Raw genomic sequence first — 15,687 nt, 5'->3', positions numbered from 1 at the left:
GGCCCGCACGAGGTCAGTCGTCGTGCGTCGTGCTCACTCGTCGTGGGCGATGTGCAGCAGCTGCCGCCACAGCAGCACCACGAACGCCGCCGACCCGGCGAAGGCGAACCAGAACGGCGCCGCCACCCCCCAATGCGTGGCCAGCAGCCCGCCGATGACCGAGCCGACCACCAGCCCGGCGTAGACGCAGATGGTGTTGACGCTGCCGACCCGGCCCTGCAGCTCGTGCGGGACCGCCCGCTGCCGCACCGTCACCGACGTGGTGCCCCAGATGAAGGCGTGCGCGCCGAAGACCAGGAAGATACCGCCGGCCACCCATGGCGAGTGCGTCAGCGCCAGCCCCAGGTGGGTGAACGTCTCGATGATGAGCCCGATCCGCATCAGCACCCCCAGGCTCACCTTCCGGGTGATCGCCCCGTACAGGCCGGTGCCGACCAGGCCGCCGACGCCTTGGATGGTGGTGACCAGGCCGAACCCGACGGCGCCCAGGCCGAGCTGCTCCTGGGTGTAGAGCACGAGCACCGACCAGGCGGCGCCGAACGTGAAGTTGAAGATCAAGATGGTGAGGACCAGCGTGCGGACGGCCGCGTGCCTGATCGTCCAGCGGAAGGCGTCCAGCAGCTCGTGCACCGCCCCGGAGCCGCCTCGTCCGGCGGAGCCGCCCCGCCCGGCGGAGGCGGCCTGCGCGGCGCGGCGGCCGTGCGGCGGCAGCGCGATCCGCGACACCAGCACCATCCCCGCCAGCACCAGCAGCAACTGCGCCGCGAACGGCCACAGGAGGCCGAGCCCGATCAGCGCCGCTCCCACCGGCGGCCCGGCGAGCTGGTTGAGCGTGATGAACCCGGTGCCCAGGCGGGCGTTGGCCACCATCAGATCCTCACGGCCGACCAGCATGGGCGTCAGCGTGGAGGTGGCGTTGTCGGCGAACACCTCCGCCACCGACCGCAGCGTCAGCGCCACCAGCGCCATGGCCACCGTCAGCGTGCCGGTCAGCAGCATCACCGTCAGCGCCGCCAGCACCACCGCGCGGGCGGCGTTGGCCACCAGCACGATCGTGCGCCGGTTGTGCCGGTCGGACAGCACGCCCGCATACAGGCCGAACATCAGCGGCGGCGCCCAGCCCACCAGGGCCGACAGCGAGATCAGCAACGGGTCGCGGGTCAGGGTGGCGATCAGCAGCGGCCCCGCCGCCGCAGCCAGCCCGTCGCCGAGGTTCGTCAGCCAGCTCGAGGCCAGCAACCACCGGAAACCCGTCCCCAGCCGGGCGGGCAGCACGCGTTCCATCACCGAGACCACGAGCGCAGCAGCCTACGTCGGGCCCCTGACCGGCAGCAACGCATTTTCCCGCGCACGGGACACGCCGGGCGGCCCGGAAAAGCAGCCGCACATCCCCCGCACGGGAAACAGCCGAAACGCCGGACCGGTCGGCGAAAAGACGCCTGCGGCACGCCGGACGTCGTTTCCGTATCGTTTCCCGCTCTGTCTTGCCCGCCCCGGCGGCGCCGGGGATGATGACGCCGTCCGGCCCTGACCGCACCTCCGCGGCCCGCACCAAATCAACGCTTGTGTTGCCCCGTTAATCTTGCGATTCTTTCCCCAACCGGCCGCATTCACGACACCATTCCTCACCACCCCCTGAACGCGTCTTCGCACCAACGGATCGAGGCCGCGCACGCACGCCCCACGGGCACGCGCTGACGAGGAGGTCGCGATATGACACTGACCAGCAGGTACCGGGCCGCCGCCCGCATGATCGCCGTCATCGGCGCGACGGCGCTGGTGGCCGCCTGCTCCGGCACCGGCGGCACCGGCGGCACCACAGCCGGCACCGGCGGCGGCTACCCCGACCGCACCATCACCTTCGTCGTACCGTTCAGCGCGGGCGGCCCCACCGACACCGTCACCCGCATGATCGCAGACCCGATGGCCGCGACACTCGGCGGCAAGATCGTCGTGCAGAACGTCGAAGGCGCCGGCGGCACCGTCGGCGCAGGCGAGGTCGCCCGCGCCCAGCCCGACGGCTACACCGTGCTCATGCACCACATCGGCATGTCCACCGCCCCCGCCCTGTACAAGGACCTCGGCTACCAGCCGCTGGAGAGCTTCGAGACCGTCGGCCTGGTCACCGAGGTGCCCATGACGATCGTGGCGCGCAAGGACTTCGGCCCCGCCACGCTGCAGGACCTCGTCTCCTACGTCAAGGCCAACGCCGACAAGGTCACCCTCGCCAACGCCGGCATCGGCGCCGCCTCCCACCTGTGCGGCCTGCTGTTCCAGACCGCCACCGGCGTCAAACTCCAGGAGGTCCCCTACGAAGGCACCGGACCCGCCCTGACCGACCTCGTCGGCGGCCAGGTCGACTTCATGTGCGACCAGACCACCAACACCAGCGGCCAGATCGCCGCCAAAGAGGTCAAGGTCTACGCCGTCACCACCCCCGAACGCGTCACAAGCCTCCCCGACGTGCCCACCACCAGCGAAGCCGGGCTCCCGCAACTGCAGGTCAGCGTCTGGCACGGCCTCTACGTCCCCAAAGGCACCCCGCCCGACGTGGTGACCAAACTGTCGGAGGCGCTGAAGACGGCCCTGGCCGACCAGAAGGTCATCGACCAGATGGCCAAACTCGGCACCGCCCCCGTCCCCGCCGACCAGGCCACCCCCGAGGCCCACAAGACCAAGCTGCAAGAACAGCTCGGCACCTGGGGCAAGGTCATCGCCGACGCCGGCGTGAAGGCCTCCTGAACATGCGGGCACGCCGCTCCTGGCCGGACGTCCTGGCCGGCGCCATCTTCATCGTCATCGGCGCCGCGTTCGCCGCCGGCGCGCTCGGCTACGACCTGGGCACCCCGCTGCGGCTGGGGCCCGGCGCCTTCCCGCTGCTGGTCGGCGCCATCGTCGCCGCACTCGGCCTGGCCATCGTCGTCAAGGGCCTCATCGCGGGCGAGGCGATCACCTTCGGCCGCATCCCGTGGCGCGCCGCCGCCGTCATCACCGCCGCCCTGGTGTTCTTCGGCTTCACCGTACGGGGCCTCGGGTTCGTCCCGGCCTCGGCGGTGACCGCCCTGCTCACCACGCTCGCCGCCCGCGTACGGCTCATCACGGCCCTGGCCGTCACCGCCGGCCTCACCGCGGCCGCCACCCTCATCTTCGTCGTCGGACTCCAGCTGCGCATCCCCCTCCTGGGCCCGTGGCTCGGAGCCTGACACGCGACCGGATCTTGAGGTATGGACCTTCTCGACAACCTCGCCCTGGGCTTCTCCACCGCCCTGCTCATCCAGAACGTCCTGTACTGCTTCGTCGGCGTGCTGCTCGGCACCGCCGTCGGCGTGCTGCCCGGCATCGGACCGACCGCGACGGTCGCGATGCTGCTGCCCATCACCTTCACCTTCGAACCGGTCACCGCCCTCATCATGCTGGCCGGCATCTACTACGGCGCCCAATACGGCGGCTCGACCACCGCCATCCTCATCAACCTGCCCGGCGAATCCTCCGCCGCCGTCACCGCCCTCGACGGCCACGAGATGGCCCGCCAAGGCCGCGCCGGACCCGCCCTGGCCACCGCCGCCATCGGCTCGTTCATCGCCGGCACCATCGCCACCGTCGTCCTCGCCCTCGCCGCACCGCCCCTGGCCCGCGTGGCGCTGCAGTTCGGGCCCGCCGAGTACTTCTCCCTGGTGCTGCTCGGCCTCATCGTCTCCATCGCGCTCGCCCGCGGCACCGCGCTCAAAGCCCTCGCCATGATCGCGCTCGGCGTCCTGCTCGGCACCATCGGCCAGGACATCTACACCGGCACCCCCCGCTTCGTCTTCGGACAGCGCGAGCTGTACGGGGGAATCGACTTCGTCTCGGTCGCCGTCGGCATGTTCGGCGTCGCCGAGATCCTGCGCAACCTGGAGGCCGGCCACACCCGCACCGCGGTCGTCTCCCGGGTGCGCCACCTGTGGCCCACCCGCGACGACTGGCGCCGCATCGCCGGCCCCATCCTGCGCGGCACCGGCCTGGGCGCCGCGCTCGGCGTGCTGCCCGGCGGCGGCCACGTCCTGGCCTCCTTCACCTCCTACGCCGTCGAGAAGCGCATCTCCCGCCGGCCGCAGCAGTTCGGCCACGGCGCCATCGAAGGCGTCGCCGGACCGGAGTCGGCCAACAACGCCGCCGCCCAGACCTCCTTCATCCCGCTGCTCACGCTCGGCCTGCCCGCCCACCCGGTGATGGCCCTCATGGTCGGGGCGTTCATCGTGCACGGCATCACCCCAGGCCCCAACGTCATCGTCGAGGAACCGGCCCTGTTCTGGGGGCTGATCGCCTCGATGTGGATCGGCAACGTGCTGCTGGTGCTGCTCAACCTGCCGCTCATCGGCATGTGGGTGCGCATGCTGCGCATCCCCTACCAGGTGCTGTTCCCGATGATCGTGCTGTTCGCCGCGATCGGCACCTACTCGCTCAGCTTCAACGCCTTCGACGTCTACGCGATCGTGGCGTTCGGGCTGCTCGGCTACATCCTCATCACGTGCGGCTGCGAGCCGGCACCGCTGCTGCTCGGCTTCGTGCTCGGCCCCCTGCTGGAGGAGAACCTGCGCCGCGCGATGATCATCTCGCGCGGCGACGCGTCGGTGTTCGTGACCCGCCCCATCTCGGCCGTGCTGCTGGCGCTGGCCGTGCTGGCGCTGGTGGTGGCCGTGCTGCCGGCGATCCGCCGCCGCCGCGAGGCCGTCTTCACCGACGACGACTGACCCCCGATGTGTCCTTCACCCTCCGCCACACCTCGCCCCGCGACGACAAGACCGTCACCGCGCACAACGGCAGGCTCACCATCCGCGGCCGCCTGGCCGACAACGGCCTGCGCTTCGAAGCCCAGCTCCAGGTCATCACCCAAGGCGGCCGGCGTACCGGCGAAGGCCAGAGCGTCCGCGTCGAGGGCGCCGACAGCGCCGTCCTGCTGCTGTCGGCCGGCACCGACTACGCCGACACCTACCCCACCTACCGCCGCGACGACCCCACGACCGCGTCACCGCGGCCGTCGACGCCGCCGCCCGCACCGGCCACAGCTACACACTGCGCAACGAGGCGGCCGCCACGCCACCGGCCGCACCGGGCCCGACGGCATCGCCGGCCGCGCCACCCGGCCGCTGCGCTTCGGCGCCGACCAGAACGGCGATCAGCGCCCGACCGGCGGCCTGGACCGGCCCGCCATCATCGCCCGCGCCCTGACCGCCGAGGAGGTGAAAACCAGGCGCGACCTCGTCTTCTGACGCCGAAGACGCCTGGGGCGAGCCTCGTCAGTTCTGCTGGCCGATCGGCCGGATCGTGATCGTGTTGAGGTCCACCCCGGCCGGCTGGTCGAGCGCGTAGCAGATCGCCTCGGCGATCGCACCCGGCTGCAGCGACACCGGCGGCGCGCCCGCGTCCCACCAGAACGGCGTGTCGATGACGCCCGGATTGACCAGCGTCACACCGACCCCGCGGCCGGTGGCGAGCATGCGCAGGTTCTCCGCCAGCCCGGTCACCGCCCACTTCGTCGCCGAGTACAGGTTGCCGGGGCTGTTCTTCACCCCGACCACGCTGCCGACGAACACCAGCCGCCCGCCGGTCGCCTCCAGATGCGCGAGCGTCGCCCTGGCCAGCAGCGCCGGGCCGAGCACGTTGGTCAGCACCATCGACGGCCACAGCTCAGGATCGCCGTCGGCCAGCGTCGTGCCCGCGGTCTGCACATGGTCGCGGGAGGTGAACCCGGCGTTGGCCACCGCCGCATGCAGCGCCCCGAACCGCTCCACGGTCTGCGCCACCGCCCGCTGGGTGTCCTGCCAATCGGCGGCGTCGGCGATCACACCGAGCAGCCGGTCCGGATGCCCGGCCTCCTCCACGAACGCCTTCAGCCGCGCCTCGTTGCGGCCGGTGACGGCCACCTGGTGGCCGCGCTCCAGCAGCAGCCGCGCGGCCTCGGCGCCGACGCCGCTGGTGGCGCCGGTGATCAGTACGGTCTTCACGGTCATGGTCCTGCCCCTGAGAGGATGAAATTCCAACACTCGTGTTGGCGACAGGCCGACCATAACCCCGCCCCGCCACCAAATGCAACACGCGTGTTGGAATATGATGACCGCCATGGCATGGGACGTCGAAGGCACCAAAAAGCGCATCTACCAAGCGGCACTCACCGAATTCGCCGCCCACGGCCCCGACGGCACCACCATCGACCGCATCGCCAAACGCGCCAAAGTCAACCGCGAACGCGTCTACAACTACTACGGCGACAAAACCGCCCTCTTCTCCACCGTCATCCGCACCGAAGTCGACGCCCTCGCCGCCGCCGTCCCCCTCCACATCACCGGCCCCGACGACATCGGCGACTTCGCCGGCCGCGCCTTCGACTACCAGCGCACCCACCCCGACCTCGCCCGCCTCGTCCTCTGGGAAGGACTCACCGGCAAGGACGCCGTCCCCGACGAACTCACCCGCACCGACCTCTACAAGGCCAAAGCCGCCACCATCGCCGCCGCCCAGCAGGCCGGCCATATCGACGACACCCTCGACCCCGCCCACCTGATGTTCCTCATCATCTCCCTGTCCAGCTACTGGTCGGCCGCACCCCAGATCGCCCGCATGCTCACCGGCCACCACGACGGCGACACAGACGAAGCCGCCCGCCGCCGCGCCGCCGTCGTCCACGCCGCCCGCCGCCTCGCCACCCGCCCCTGACGGCCGGCCAACCGCGCCTTAGCCTCCCGTACACCGCGCCCACGCCACCGACGAGAAACCCGACGATCACGCTGCGATCACCGGACCCCCTCACCCGATCACGCGTCCAACGGCCGCCACACAGAACCCGCACCGTCCCGGACGACCCGACCGAAGACCACATCGGCGAAATGCACCCCGAAGCCGATCGTGTCCGGCCGCTCAAGCTCGGCGATCAGCCGGCGACGATGCTCAGCCGACCGCACCCGATCATGGTCGTACACGCAAGACCACTCAGGATGATCGGCCTGCACCGGCGAATGCATGGCATCCCCGAACGCGATCAGCCGCCTCCCACCACCGCTGATGACATACTCCGCATGCCCGGCCGTGTGACCACCGGTGACCCGCACCCGCACACCCGGGAAAACCTCCTCCCCATCGGCCACCGTCCGCACCCGCACCCCCTCAAGCACCCCCTGCGCGGACAGATCAGACCCCGCCCACTCCGGCTCCGCCACCAGATACTCCGCCCGCGCGAACACCGGCCCCACACCACCCTGACCCCAGGCCCAGCCGAAATGATCAACATGCAGGTGCGTGAACGCCACCGCCTCGATCTCCTCCGGCCCACGCCCCAGCGCCCGCAAACCGTCCAGCAACGCACCACCACGCACGGCACCATTCGGCCGCCCCGGCACGGCCGGCAACGACACCGGCCCCCACCCCGCATCGATCAGCAACGCCCGGCCACCGCTCTCCACCAGCAGACCGCCGATGCTCGCCACCAGATACCCCGAACCGTCCACATACTCGGGATGAGCGGCCCAGAACTCCTCCGTCGAGTCCGGCAGCCACGCACGCGGCACCCCCTGAATCACCCCATCAGGAACGAACGACACCCGCGTCTCACCCAGCCACAACGACCGGGCCTCACCCGGCCGCCGCAACCGCTCACCCAGACCAACCGCACCGATCGCCATGCCACACACCCTTCCTCGACAAGGCCGCAGATCCACGCACCGCGCCCCAACGCGGCGACCAGCGCCACCGTAAGCATCCAGCGTGAATCAGTCAAGCTTGAAATATCCTGACTTGAAACAGTGAAGCTAGAAAAATGCTGTCTTGAAGCACGTTGCTAGCATGAACGCCATGACCATCTCCCCAGAACCGCAAGCCACCGCCGAACGCGAGCTCTGCGGCCTGGTCAACGGCCTGGCCCAGCAGATCGCCGACCACGTACGCCGGCGCGCCACCACCCTGGGCCTCACCGCCGCCCAGGCCACCGCCCTCCGGGAGATGACCGGCCCCATGACCATGCGAGAGCTGGCGGAACGCATGAGCTGCGAGCCCTCCAACGCCACCTTCATCGTCGACAAGCTGGAAAAGCAGGGCCTCATCGAACGCCGCCCCCACCCCACCGACCGCCGCGCCAAACACCTCGTCCTGACCCCCGAAGGCAACGCCCTGCGCGAGCGCCTCCTCCAGCTCCTCGTCGAGGACTCACCTCTGGCCGCCCTCACCCCCGAGCAGCAACGCACCCTCCACCACCTGCTCGAACAGGCCATCACCCGCCGATAGGCCCGCCCGGCCTCGGTTGTCCGTCGGGGCGTGCGGGCGAAGCCCGCTTCGAAAAAGGGCGAAGAGTAGAGCCTCAGAACCCGGCGCCTTTACGTTGTAGATCAATAAGTGGCAACTGCTCGCGTTTGACCAGTCCGGAGTTCATCGCGCTGCGCGACCGGACGCTGCGCGAGGTCCGGCTGCGGCCCGACCCGGTGGACCTCGCCCTCCACTACGCCGACGACCTCGCCGACGAGGACCTCCGCGCCGTGATCGGCGACCGGCTGGACGCGCTCAAGGCCCGGCTGACGGCCTGGCGGCACCAGCGCACGCAGGCCGAGCCGTACCTGCGCGGGCTGGAGCCGATGACGTTCGACCACACCACGGCGCGGCTGAAGGCGGATCGCCTGGCACGAGAGCCTGCTGGAGCAGCTACCGAAGCCGCGCGCCACCGGCGATGACCCAGCGAAAGGACCACACGTGAGCCACTCCCCCACCCGACCGTCCTGAAAGGGCCGGACCATGCTGCGCACGCGCCTCTTCGCCTGGCATCGCGAGCTCCAAGACGTCCACCACCGCCTGGAGAAGGCCCTGAAGGACGCCCGTAAGGCCATCCGCCGCGGTGAGCGCGCCCAGGCGCTCAAGCCCGAGCTGCGGATCTTCTGCTACACGTTCTGCTCCGCGCTGGGCAGCCACCACCGCAGCGAGGACGACCACTTCTTCCCCGCCCTGCTCCGGCAGGCACCCGAGCTGGCGCCCGCGATCGCCCGCCTGCGCCGCGAGCACGAGGTCCTCGCGCGCCTGCTGGCCCGGCTTCCAGCACGCGCTCGACGGTCCGCGCACCTCACCGCGGCGGCTCTTCCAGCAGATCAACGAGGTCAAGGCCACGATGAAGGCCCACTTCGGCTTCGAGGAAGGCTCGCTCACCCGGGCGCTGCACGCCTTCGACGCCCCGGAGAGCGACGCCCGGTGCATGTTCGGCGACGCCTGACAGGCCGGGCTCACGACCCCTGGAAGCCCTCCTGCGGCCGGCTGACCGTGCGGCAGGCCAGGTGCAACGCCAGGCGCTCGTCACGGTGGCGCAGGTCGACGCCCAGCAGCCGCTCCACCCGCTGGATGCGCGCGGCCACCGTGTTGCGATGCACCCCCAGCACCGCCGCCGTCTCCGCGATCGACGACTCGGCGTCCAGGTAGGCCGACAGCGTGCGGATGAGGTCGCCCGGCTGGTCCTGCAAGGGCGCGAGCAGCGCGCGGGCGGCGGGTTCGAAGGTGTCGGTACGCGCCCACTCCAGCAGCAGCTGCGCCATCCCGAGCTGGTCCACCTGCAGAAAGAAGCCCGCCTCCGGCCGGGTGGCGGCCAGCCGGGCGGCGTCGGCGGCCTCGGCCACCGTGCTGATCAGGCCGCTGGTGCCCGGATGCGGGCGGCCCACCCCCATGTGCGCGCCGACCGAGCCGTGCAGCGCCCGGTTCGCCGTACGCAGGGTGTCGGCCAGCGCCCGCACCCGGGCGGCGGTGGGCTCCTGCGCGAACGTCGTCCACCCCGTCCAGCCGTCGCCGTGCTCCACGACCACCGCGTCCACGCCCTCGCTGCGCAGCACCCGCACGACCTGCGCCGTCCAGGCGACGGTGTCGAGCGCGGGCGGCGCGCCGATGCGCAGGCCCACGTGCCAGCCGGTCAGCTGCCAGCCCGCATCGGCGGCCCGCCTGCGCAGCTGCGCCGACGGCTCGCCGTCCAGCCTGAGCAGGTCGCCGAGCAGCGCCGTACGCGAGCGCGCGTCCCGTTCCAGCTCAAGCCGGTGGCTGAGCAGCCAGCGCTGCACCGCCGTGGCCGCCACCGACAACGCCACCGGCACCGCGTCGGCCCGCCCCGCCGCCGTCCCCCGCAGCTCCACCACCAGCCAGAACGACGGCCCCGGCGCTCCCGGCAGCAGCGCCGGATGCGCCAGCAGCACCCCGTCGTCCAGCGGAACGCGCTGCCGCACCACCTCCCGCACCCGCACCGCGCCGGGCTCGCGCACCTCCCCCGCCAGCGGCTGCCCGCGCTCGTCCAGCAGCGCCGCGGGCGCCTCCAGCAGCTCCCCCAGGCGGGCGACGACGTCCTCGGGCGCGAGCGTGCGCTCGTCGAAGGCCCGGTGGGCGGCCAGCACCAGCCTGGCCCGGTCGGTCTCCGGCTCGGCCAGGAAGAGCCGCGCCGCCACCAGCAGATCCAGCACGTCGGCCGACGCACCCAGCAGCGGCAGCCTGAGCCGGTCGGCCAGCCGCAGCGTCCCGTACGCCACCTCCCGCGCGGCCAGCAGCACCGCCGCGCCGCCGGCGTCCACCACGCGGCGCAGCAGCGCGTCCAGCCGCCAGTCCCCCGCCTCGACCGGCCCGGTCACCATGACCACCTCCCCAGCCCCGCCGGAGCCGGGCGGGTAGGCGGCGGGGTCGGAGAGCGGCCGCACGGCCGACACCGGCTCGTCCAGCCCGGCCGCCCCGGCGAGCACGCGCACCGCGCCGCTCCACTCCGGCAGCGCCAGCAGCCTGCGCACGGTGGTCATCGCCCGCCTCCCAGCAGCACGGGGTCGCAGTCGATCCCGTACGCCCGCGGCGCGACCAGCTCGATCCGCCCCGGATCCGTCCAGAACGCCGCGATCGGCACCTGCAGCACGATCACCTCCATGCCCGCCCGCACCGCGTCGCCGGAGATCGGCGTCACCGTGCGCCGGTCGAGCACCGCCAGCACATCGGGTGTCGAGGCGACCAGGCGGCCGTCGCGCAGCGCGAGCAGGTACTCGTTCTCCATCTCCAGCCGCAGCAGCGCGCCCGTGGCGTGGTCGGCCACCGTGACGCCGCCGCGCGAGAACCCCGCCCTGCCGTGCCGGCGAGGCCCTGGCCTGCGGGCCACCTCGATCACCCGCCCGAGCGCGAGCACCCGCCCGCCGGTCGCCTCCGCCAGCGGGCCGGGGCCGGGCGACTCGCCGAGCTCCAGCATCCGGCGGCCCAGCCGCAGCGCCGCCGACACCGACCCCGCGACGCTGCAGCAGGCCAGTTCGTGCACCGGCAGCGGGGCCAGTGCCAGCGCCGCCCAGCCGCCCGCGCTCGGCAGGAACGCCCGCACCGTGCGCTCCAGATCGGCGGGGAAGCCGGTGGCCTGTACCAGCACCTGCCCGCCCGGCTCGGCCAGCGCGGCCGGGGTGACCGGCCGGCCGCAGGCGTTCAGCGAGAGCTGGTCGAGCCTGGGCACGCCGCGCCCGGTCAGGTCGGCGTCCACCACCGGCAGGCCCAGGTCCCAGGCCAGCGGCAGCAGGCCGTTCAGCCCGCCGATCTCCAAGGAGGCGACGGCGGCCGCGCGGGTGCCGGTCCAGCGTTCGATGGCGGCCACGGCGGCGGCGAACTCCTGCCCGCCCGGCAGCTTCTCATTGAACACCGGCGTCGCGCCGACGACGCCCACCGGCACGACGTACGCCTGCGGCGGCACCTCATCGAGGGCGTGCACGACGACGTTCGCACCCGCGGCCAGGCGCCGGCGCAGCAGCAGCCCGGCGATGCGGGTGTCCCCGCCGCCGCCGGAGCCGAGCACGGCCACGCCCCGCTCCAGCGCCGGCACGTCCGGCAGCTCGATGCGCATCTTCCCAGCTTGCCGCACCGGCCCCGCCCGCCGCGCCACCGCCCAGGCGGCCACGGCCGCCGCGGAGCCCGCCGTGCCGGCCGCGATCAGCCGACGGCGGCCGGCGCCGGGTTGCGCTCCTCCACCGGGGTGAACGGGTGCGGCAGCCCGAACGCGGCCGGCCCGAACACCGCCAGCGCCTCCGGCGTGCGCATCAGCTCCGGCGTGGAGATGCCGACGACCGTCACGCGCTGCCCGTAGCGCAGGTTCTCCGTGGTGATCGGCTCGGCCAGCTCCGACTCCAGCACGCACACCAGGTCCGGCACCACGCACCGGACCTCGCCGTCCACCACCGCCACCAGGTGCTCGTTCTGGAACGTCAGCTCCAGCTCATGCCGCCCGTCGAACGACACCGCCTTCGCCCGGCCGCGCGCGAAGCCCGCCTCGGTGCGCCGCTCCACGTCCGACACCTTGCCGCGGAACAGCACCCGCAGATGCCCGTACAGGGTGCCGCGCAGCGCCTCGGCCAGCGCGGCCACCGGGTCCGCGCCCACCTCACGCGCCCGCCTGATCGCGCGGCCGATGGACAGGGCCAGCGAGAGCGTGCGCGGCACCGCGGTCCGCTTGACCTCGGCCCCGGTCATCGCGTACTCGGCGATGTGCGCCACGCCGCCCAACCTGACGGTCACCCCGCGCGCCAGCCACTCCATGCGCCGGTTGTCGGAACCGGTGTCGATGATCGTGGTCTCGCCCCGCTCCCCCGCCACCGCCATCGGCGAGCCCGGCACGCCGTACACGCCGAAGGTCTCCATCTGCAGCTCGGGGAAGGCCCGGCCCATGCCGTCGGCGTCCACCACGGGCAGCCCGGTCACCGCCGCCACCACCAGCGGGATCATCGAGTTGATACCGCCGCACTCGATCGGCATGGTGGCGCCGGCCGTGCGGCCGAGATGGCGTTCCAGGGCGCGCAGCGCGGCGACCGGCTCGGTGCCGCGCGGCAGCTTCTCGTGCACGACGGTCGGCGCGCCCATCTGCGCGGTGGGGATGACGAGCGTGTCGTCGTCCAGCTCGCCGGGATCCAGCACGGTGATGGGGCCGTGCTCGCGGATCGCCTGCCGCACCAGCAAGCGCCCCACGTACGGATCCCCGCCGCCGCCCGTGCCCAGCACCGCCGCGCCGCGCGCCAGGTCGGGCAGGTCGTCCTCGGTCAGCAGCCGGCTCATCGGCCCACCCCCACCGGGTCGACGTCGTAGCCGAAGTAGCGCGGCCCGGCCAAAGCCAGCCCTTCCGCGCTGTGCCAGCGCGGATCGCACGGCGCGAGGATCACGCTGACCCGCTGGCCGAAGCGCAGCGCCTCGGTGGTGATCGCCTCGCCGCTCTCCCGGTCGAGCGTGCAGATCAGGTCCGGTACGGTGCCGCGCACCTCGCCGTCCAGCTCGGCCACCAGATACTCGTTCTGGAAGCGCAGCACCAGTTCGCGGCCCGCGTCGCCGTCCATGCCCGCCAGCCGGGCGGTGCCGCGCGCGAACCCGGTGGTGGTGCGCCGCTCGACGTCGGTCACCTTGCCGGTGAACAGCCGCCTTCCGCCCAGCCGCCGCGTGACCGCCTCGACCGGGTCGGCGTGCTCGGCGCGGGCCTTGCGCGCCAGCGCGCCCAGCTCGGCGCACAGGCTCAGCGTGCCCGGCACCAGCGACTCGCGCGCCTGCGCGCCGGTCATCGCGTACAGGGCGATCATCGTCGAGCAGCCCATGTCGACGGTGGCCGACCGGGCCAGGCGCTCGGCCCAGTGGTTGTCCACCGCGTCCAAAACGACCTTGTTGCCCTTCTCGTCGGCGATCGACATGGGGGTGGCGCGGGCGCCGTACAGGGTGGGCAGCACCATCTGCAGCTCGGGGAAGGCGCGGCCCATGCCGTCGGCGTCCACCAGCGGCAGGCCGAGCTGCGCGGCGGCCACCACGGGAATGAGCGAGTTGACGCCGCCGGCCTCGGCGCAGGCGATGTGGGTCACCCTTTGGCCGAGGTAGCCCGACAGCGCCTCGACGGCCATGGATACCTGCTCGGCCGAGGGCAGCTTCTCCACCATCACGGTCGGGGCGCCCATCATCGCCACGTGCAGCACCGCCGCGTCGTCCGGCAGCTCCTCCAGGGGGCACAGCTCGACCGGGCCGTGCGCGACCACGGCCGCGGAGGCCAGCAGCCGGCCGATGTGCGGGTCGCCGCCGCCCCCGGTGCCGAGCACGGCGGCGCCGGCGGCGAGGTCGTCGAGGTCGGCGGTGGTGATCGTGCGCGTCATCGCCGCCTCACCGTCCCTTCGCGTCGGTCAGCTGCAGCTCGCCGACGGCCTTGGCTCTGATGCGGGTGGCGTTGCCCGGCAGGTACGGGATCGGCACCTCGTCGAAGTCCACGATCCGCACGCTGGACGGCGAGGCCCCGGCCGCGACCGCCCGGTCCACCGCCTCCTGCTTGGCGGCGTCCACCACCGCGTCGCGGCGGCCGGGCTCCACGGCGTAGACGCGGTCCACCTCGCCGCCGATCTGCGCGATGGCCGCGCCGATGGCGTTGGCGACCGCGTAGTGCTCCGGCCGGTGCACCTCGCCGGAGCCGGCCAGCTCATCGGGCAGCAGCATCGAGCCGCCGCCGACCGCGACCACCGGCAGCGGCTCGGCGGAGGTGCGCATGCGCTCCACCGCGTCGGCCACATCCGAGGCGATGCGCCGCAGCGCGGCCTCGGCCAGCTCCCTGTCCAGATGGGCCACCCGGGCCACATCGCCGATCTCGGCGCGGCCCGCGGCCACCGCGATGTCGGTGGCGGTCAGCGTGTCACCGCCGAACACCAGCGCCCGCGAGGTCAGCTCGTAGCCGACGCTGTCGGGGCCGACCGTGACCGGCCCGTCGTGGCGGACCAGGCTGCCGCCGCCGATGCCGATCGACAGCACGTCCGGCATGCGGAAGTTCGTCCTGATACCCGCCACGGTCACGTCGGTGGTGGCCTCACGCGGGAAGCCGTGCCGCAGCACCCCCACATCGCTGGTGGTGCCACCCACGTCGACCACCGCGCAGGTGTCGAGCCCCGACAGCACGGCCGCGCCGCGCATCGAGTTCGTCGGCCCCGAGGCGAACGTCGCCACCGGATAGCGGCGGGCGAAATCGACGTCCATGAGCGTGCCGTCGTTCTGGCTGAGGTAGAGCGGCGCGGTGATGCCCTCGCCGGTGATCGAGGCGGCCAGGCCGTCCACGATGTGCGCGGCCAGCTCGCGCAGCGCGGCGTTGATGATGGTGGCGTTCTCCCGCTCCAGCAGCCCCACCCGGCCGATCTCGTGCGACAGCGAGATCGCCACGCCCGGCAGCCGCTCAGCGATGATCTCCGCCGCGCGCGCCTCGAACTCGGCGTTGACCGGCGAGAACACCGACGTGATCGCGACGCTGCGCACCCCGGCCTGGCCCATGTCGTCGGCGGCCTTGCGCACCTCGGCCTCGTCCAGCTCGGCGATGTGCCGGCCGTCGAACTCGTGCCCGCCGTGCACCAGGTAACTACGCCCGGAGACGGCGTCGATGAGCCGCTGCGGCCAGTCCACCATCGGCGGCAGCGACGCCCCCGCCGGCAGGCTGAGCCGCAGCGCCGCGGTGGGCGCCAGGCGGCGGGCCTCGACCAGCGCGTTGATGAAGTGCGTGGTGCCGATCATCACGGCTTGCACGTCCGCCGGGTCGAACGCCCGCTGCTCCTGCAGCCCCCGCAGGGCGCTGACGATGCCGGAGGTGACGTCGGCGGTGGTGCCGGTCTTGACGGCGGCCAGCACCTGCCTGCCGTCCAGCAGGACGGCGTCGGTGTTGGTACCGCCCACGTCGATGCCGATGCGCACGAGTTC

Annotated in this window: 15 protein-coding genes and 1 pseudogene; 8 read left to right on the top strand and 8 right to left on the bottom strand. The window is 72.7% G+C overall.

The window, feature by feature from the left end:
* Positions 1-33: 33 nt before the first annotated feature.
* A complete protein-coding gene (locus AB0K67_RS00860; RefSeq protein WP_364050680.1) occupies positions 34-1,296 on the bottom strand; it encodes an MFS transporter in 1,263 nt (420 codons plus the stop codon).
* Positions 1,297-1,713: 417 nt separating this feature from the next.
* On the opposite strand from AB0K67_RS00860, the gene AB0K67_RS00855 reads away from it, so the two are divergent.
* Genes AB0K67_RS00855 through AB0K67_RS00840 form a run of 4 tightly spaced genes read left to right on the top strand, consistent with a single transcriptional unit; the run spans position 1,714 to position 5,308 of the window.
* A complete protein-coding gene (locus tag AB0K67_RS00855) occupies positions 1,714-2,742 on the top strand; it encodes a tripartite tricarboxylate transporter substrate-binding protein (protein ID WP_364050677.1) in 1,029 nt (342 codons plus the stop codon).
* A gap of 2 nt (positions 2,743-2,744) precedes the next feature.
* Positions 2,745-3,203: a tripartite tricarboxylate transporter TctB family protein gene (locus AB0K67_RS00850; protein WP_364050674.1), complete on the top strand. Its 459-nt coding sequence runs from the start codon at positions 2,745-2,747 to the stop codon at positions 3,201-3,203.
* A gap of 21 nt (positions 3,204-3,224) precedes the next feature.
* Positions 3,225-4,730: a tripartite tricarboxylate transporter permease gene (locus AB0K67_RS00845; protein ID WP_364050671.1), complete on the top strand. Its 1,506-nt coding sequence runs from the start codon at positions 3,225-3,227 to the stop codon at positions 4,728-4,730.
* Positions 4,731-4,738: 8 nt separating this feature from the next.
* A complete protein-coding gene (locus tag AB0K67_RS00840; RefSeq protein ID WP_364050668.1) occupies positions 4,739-5,308 on the top strand; it encodes a glycoside hydrolase N-terminal domain-containing protein in 570 nt (189 codons plus the stop codon).
* On the opposite strand, the gene AB0K67_RS00835 is transcribed toward AB0K67_RS00840, so the two are convergent.
* Positions 5,277-5,990: an SDR family NAD(P)-dependent oxidoreductase gene (locus tag AB0K67_RS00835; RefSeq protein ID WP_364050665.1), complete on the bottom strand. Its 714-nt coding sequence runs from the start codon at positions 5,988-5,990 to the stop codon at positions 5,277-5,279. The genes AB0K67_RS00840 and AB0K67_RS00835 overlap by 32 nt on opposite strands.
* A gap of 109 nt (positions 5,991-6,099) precedes the next feature.
* On the opposite strand from AB0K67_RS00835, the gene AB0K67_RS00830 reads away from it, so the two are divergent.
* On the top strand, positions 6,100-6,693 hold the full coding sequence (locus AB0K67_RS00830) for a TetR family transcriptional regulator (RefSeq protein ID WP_364050662.1): 594 nt from the start codon (positions 6,100-6,102) through the stop codon (positions 6,691-6,693).
* 98 nt (positions 6,694-6,791) lie between these two features.
* On the opposite strand, the gene AB0K67_RS00825 is transcribed toward AB0K67_RS00830, so the two are convergent.
* Positions 6,792-7,655, bottom strand: coding sequence for an MBL fold metallo-hydrolase (locus AB0K67_RS00825; protein ID WP_364050659.1), 864 nt, complete (start codon positions 7,653-7,655; stop codon positions 6,792-6,794).
* A 169-nt stretch (positions 7,656-7,824) separates the two neighbouring features.
* Between AB0K67_RS00825 and AB0K67_RS00820 the strand changes: the two genes are divergently transcribed.
* From AB0K67_RS00820 to AB0K67_RS00810, 3 genes and pseudogenes are all read left to right on the top strand, one after another.
* Entirely contained in the window at positions 7,825-8,253 is a 429-nt protein-coding gene (locus tag AB0K67_RS00820) for a MarR family transcriptional regulator (RefSeq protein WP_364050656.1), read from the top strand.
* 125 nt (positions 8,254-8,378) lie between these two features.
* The gene (locus AB0K67_RS00815; protein ID WP_364050653.1) at positions 8,379-8,693 is read left to right on the top strand and encodes a hypothetical protein; all 315 of its coding nucleotides are present in this window, start codon (positions 8,379-8,381) and stop codon (positions 8,691-8,693) included.
* Between the two features lie 61 nt (positions 8,694-8,754).
* Positions 8,755-9,012, top strand: a pseudogene (locus tag AB0K67_RS00810) (hemerythrin domain-containing protein); the annotation flags it as partial.
* Between the two features lie 221 nt (positions 9,013-9,233).
* On the opposite strand, the gene AB0K67_RS00805 reads toward AB0K67_RS00810, so the two are convergent.
* The 5 genes from AB0K67_RS00805 to AB0K67_RS00785 all read right to left on the bottom strand — a co-directional run bounded on the left by AB0K67_RS00805 (position 9,234) and on the right by AB0K67_RS00785 (position 15,681).
* Positions 9,234-10,772: a helix-turn-helix domain-containing protein gene (locus AB0K67_RS00805; RefSeq protein WP_364050651.1), complete on the bottom strand. Its 1,539-nt coding sequence runs from the start codon at positions 10,770-10,772 to the stop codon at positions 9,234-9,236.
* Positions 10,769-11,842, bottom strand: coding sequence for a DUF917 domain-containing protein (locus AB0K67_RS00800; RefSeq protein WP_364050649.1), 1,074 nt, complete (start codon positions 11,840-11,842; stop codon positions 10,769-10,771). The genes AB0K67_RS00805 and AB0K67_RS00800 overlap by 4 nt, the downstream gene beginning before the upstream one ends.
* An 86-nt stretch (positions 11,843-11,928) precedes the next feature.
* Positions 11,929-13,044 carry a DUF917 domain-containing protein gene (locus AB0K67_RS00795; RefSeq protein WP_364050647.1) on the bottom strand — a complete coding sequence of 372 codons (1,116 nt, stop codon included), beginning with the start codon at positions 13,042-13,044 and terminating at the stop codon, positions 11,929-11,931.
* The gene (locus AB0K67_RS00790) at positions 13,041-14,114 is read right to left on the bottom strand and encodes a DUF917 domain-containing protein (protein WP_364050645.1); all 1,074 of its coding nucleotides are present in this window, start codon (positions 14,112-14,114) and stop codon (positions 13,041-13,043) included. Before AB0K67_RS00790 ends, AB0K67_RS00795 begins: the two co-directional genes overlap by 4 nt.
* A gap of 7 nt (positions 14,115-14,121) precedes the next feature.
* Positions 14,122-15,681 carry a hydantoinase/oxoprolinase family protein gene (locus AB0K67_RS00785; protein WP_364057370.1) on the bottom strand — a complete coding sequence of 520 codons (1,560 nt, stop codon included), beginning with the start codon at positions 15,679-15,681 and terminating at the stop codon, positions 14,122-14,124.
* Positions 15,682-15,687: the final 6 nt, after the last annotated feature.

This window comes from Nonomuraea sp. NPDC052634, assembly GCF_040678535.1.
GTDB lineage: Bacteria > Actinomycetota > Actinomycetes > Streptosporangiales > Streptosporangiaceae > Nonomuraea > Nonomuraea fastidiosa.
This window is presented reverse-complemented; position numbering and strand designations above follow the sequence as displayed.

What these genes read in the sequence shown, in the direction of transcription:
- AB0K67_RS00855 (WP_364050677.1), top strand. Translation starts at nt 1,714, where the DNA reads ATGACACTGACCAGCAGGTACCGGGCCGCCGCCCGCATGATCGCCGTC.
- AB0K67_RS00850 (WP_364050674.1), top strand. Translation starts at nt 2,745, where the DNA reads ATGCGGGCACGCCGCTCCTGGCCGGACGTCCTGGCCGGCGCCATCTTC.
- AB0K67_RS00845 (WP_364050671.1), top strand. Translation starts at nt 3,225, where the DNA reads ATGGACCTTCTCGACAACCTCGCCCTGGGCTTCTCCACCGCCCTGCTC.
- AB0K67_RS00835 (WP_364050665.1), bottom strand. Translation starts at nt 5,990, where the DNA reads ATGACCGTGAAGACCGTACTGATCACCGGCGCCACCAGCGGCGTCGGC.
- AB0K67_RS00830 (WP_364050662.1), top strand. Translation starts at nt 6,100, where the DNA reads ATGGCATGGGACGTCGAAGGCACCAAAAAGCGCATCTACCAAGCGGCA.
- AB0K67_RS00825 (WP_364050659.1), bottom strand. Translation starts at nt 7,655, where the DNA reads ATGGCGATCGGTGCGGTTGGTCTGGGTGAGCGGTTGCGGCGGCCGGGT.
- AB0K67_RS00820 (WP_364050656.1), top strand. Translation starts at nt 7,825, where the DNA reads ATGACCATCTCCCCAGAACCGCAAGCCACCGCCGAACGCGAGCTCTGC.
- AB0K67_RS00805 (WP_364050651.1), bottom strand. Translation starts at nt 10,772, where the DNA reads ATGACCACCGTGCGCAGGCTGCTGGCGCTGCCGGAGTGGAGCGGCGCG.
- AB0K67_RS00800 (WP_364050649.1), bottom strand. Translation starts at nt 11,842, where the DNA reads ATGCGCATCGAGCTGCCGGACGTGCCGGCGCTGGAGCGGGGCGTGGCC.
- AB0K67_RS00795 (WP_364050647.1), bottom strand. Translation starts at nt 13,044, where the DNA reads ATGAGCCGGCTGCTGACCGAGGACGACCTGCCCGACCTGGCGCGCGGC.
- AB0K67_RS00790 (WP_364050645.1), bottom strand. Translation starts at nt 14,114, where the DNA reads ATGACGCGCACGATCACCACCGCCGACCTCGACGACCTCGCCGCCGGC.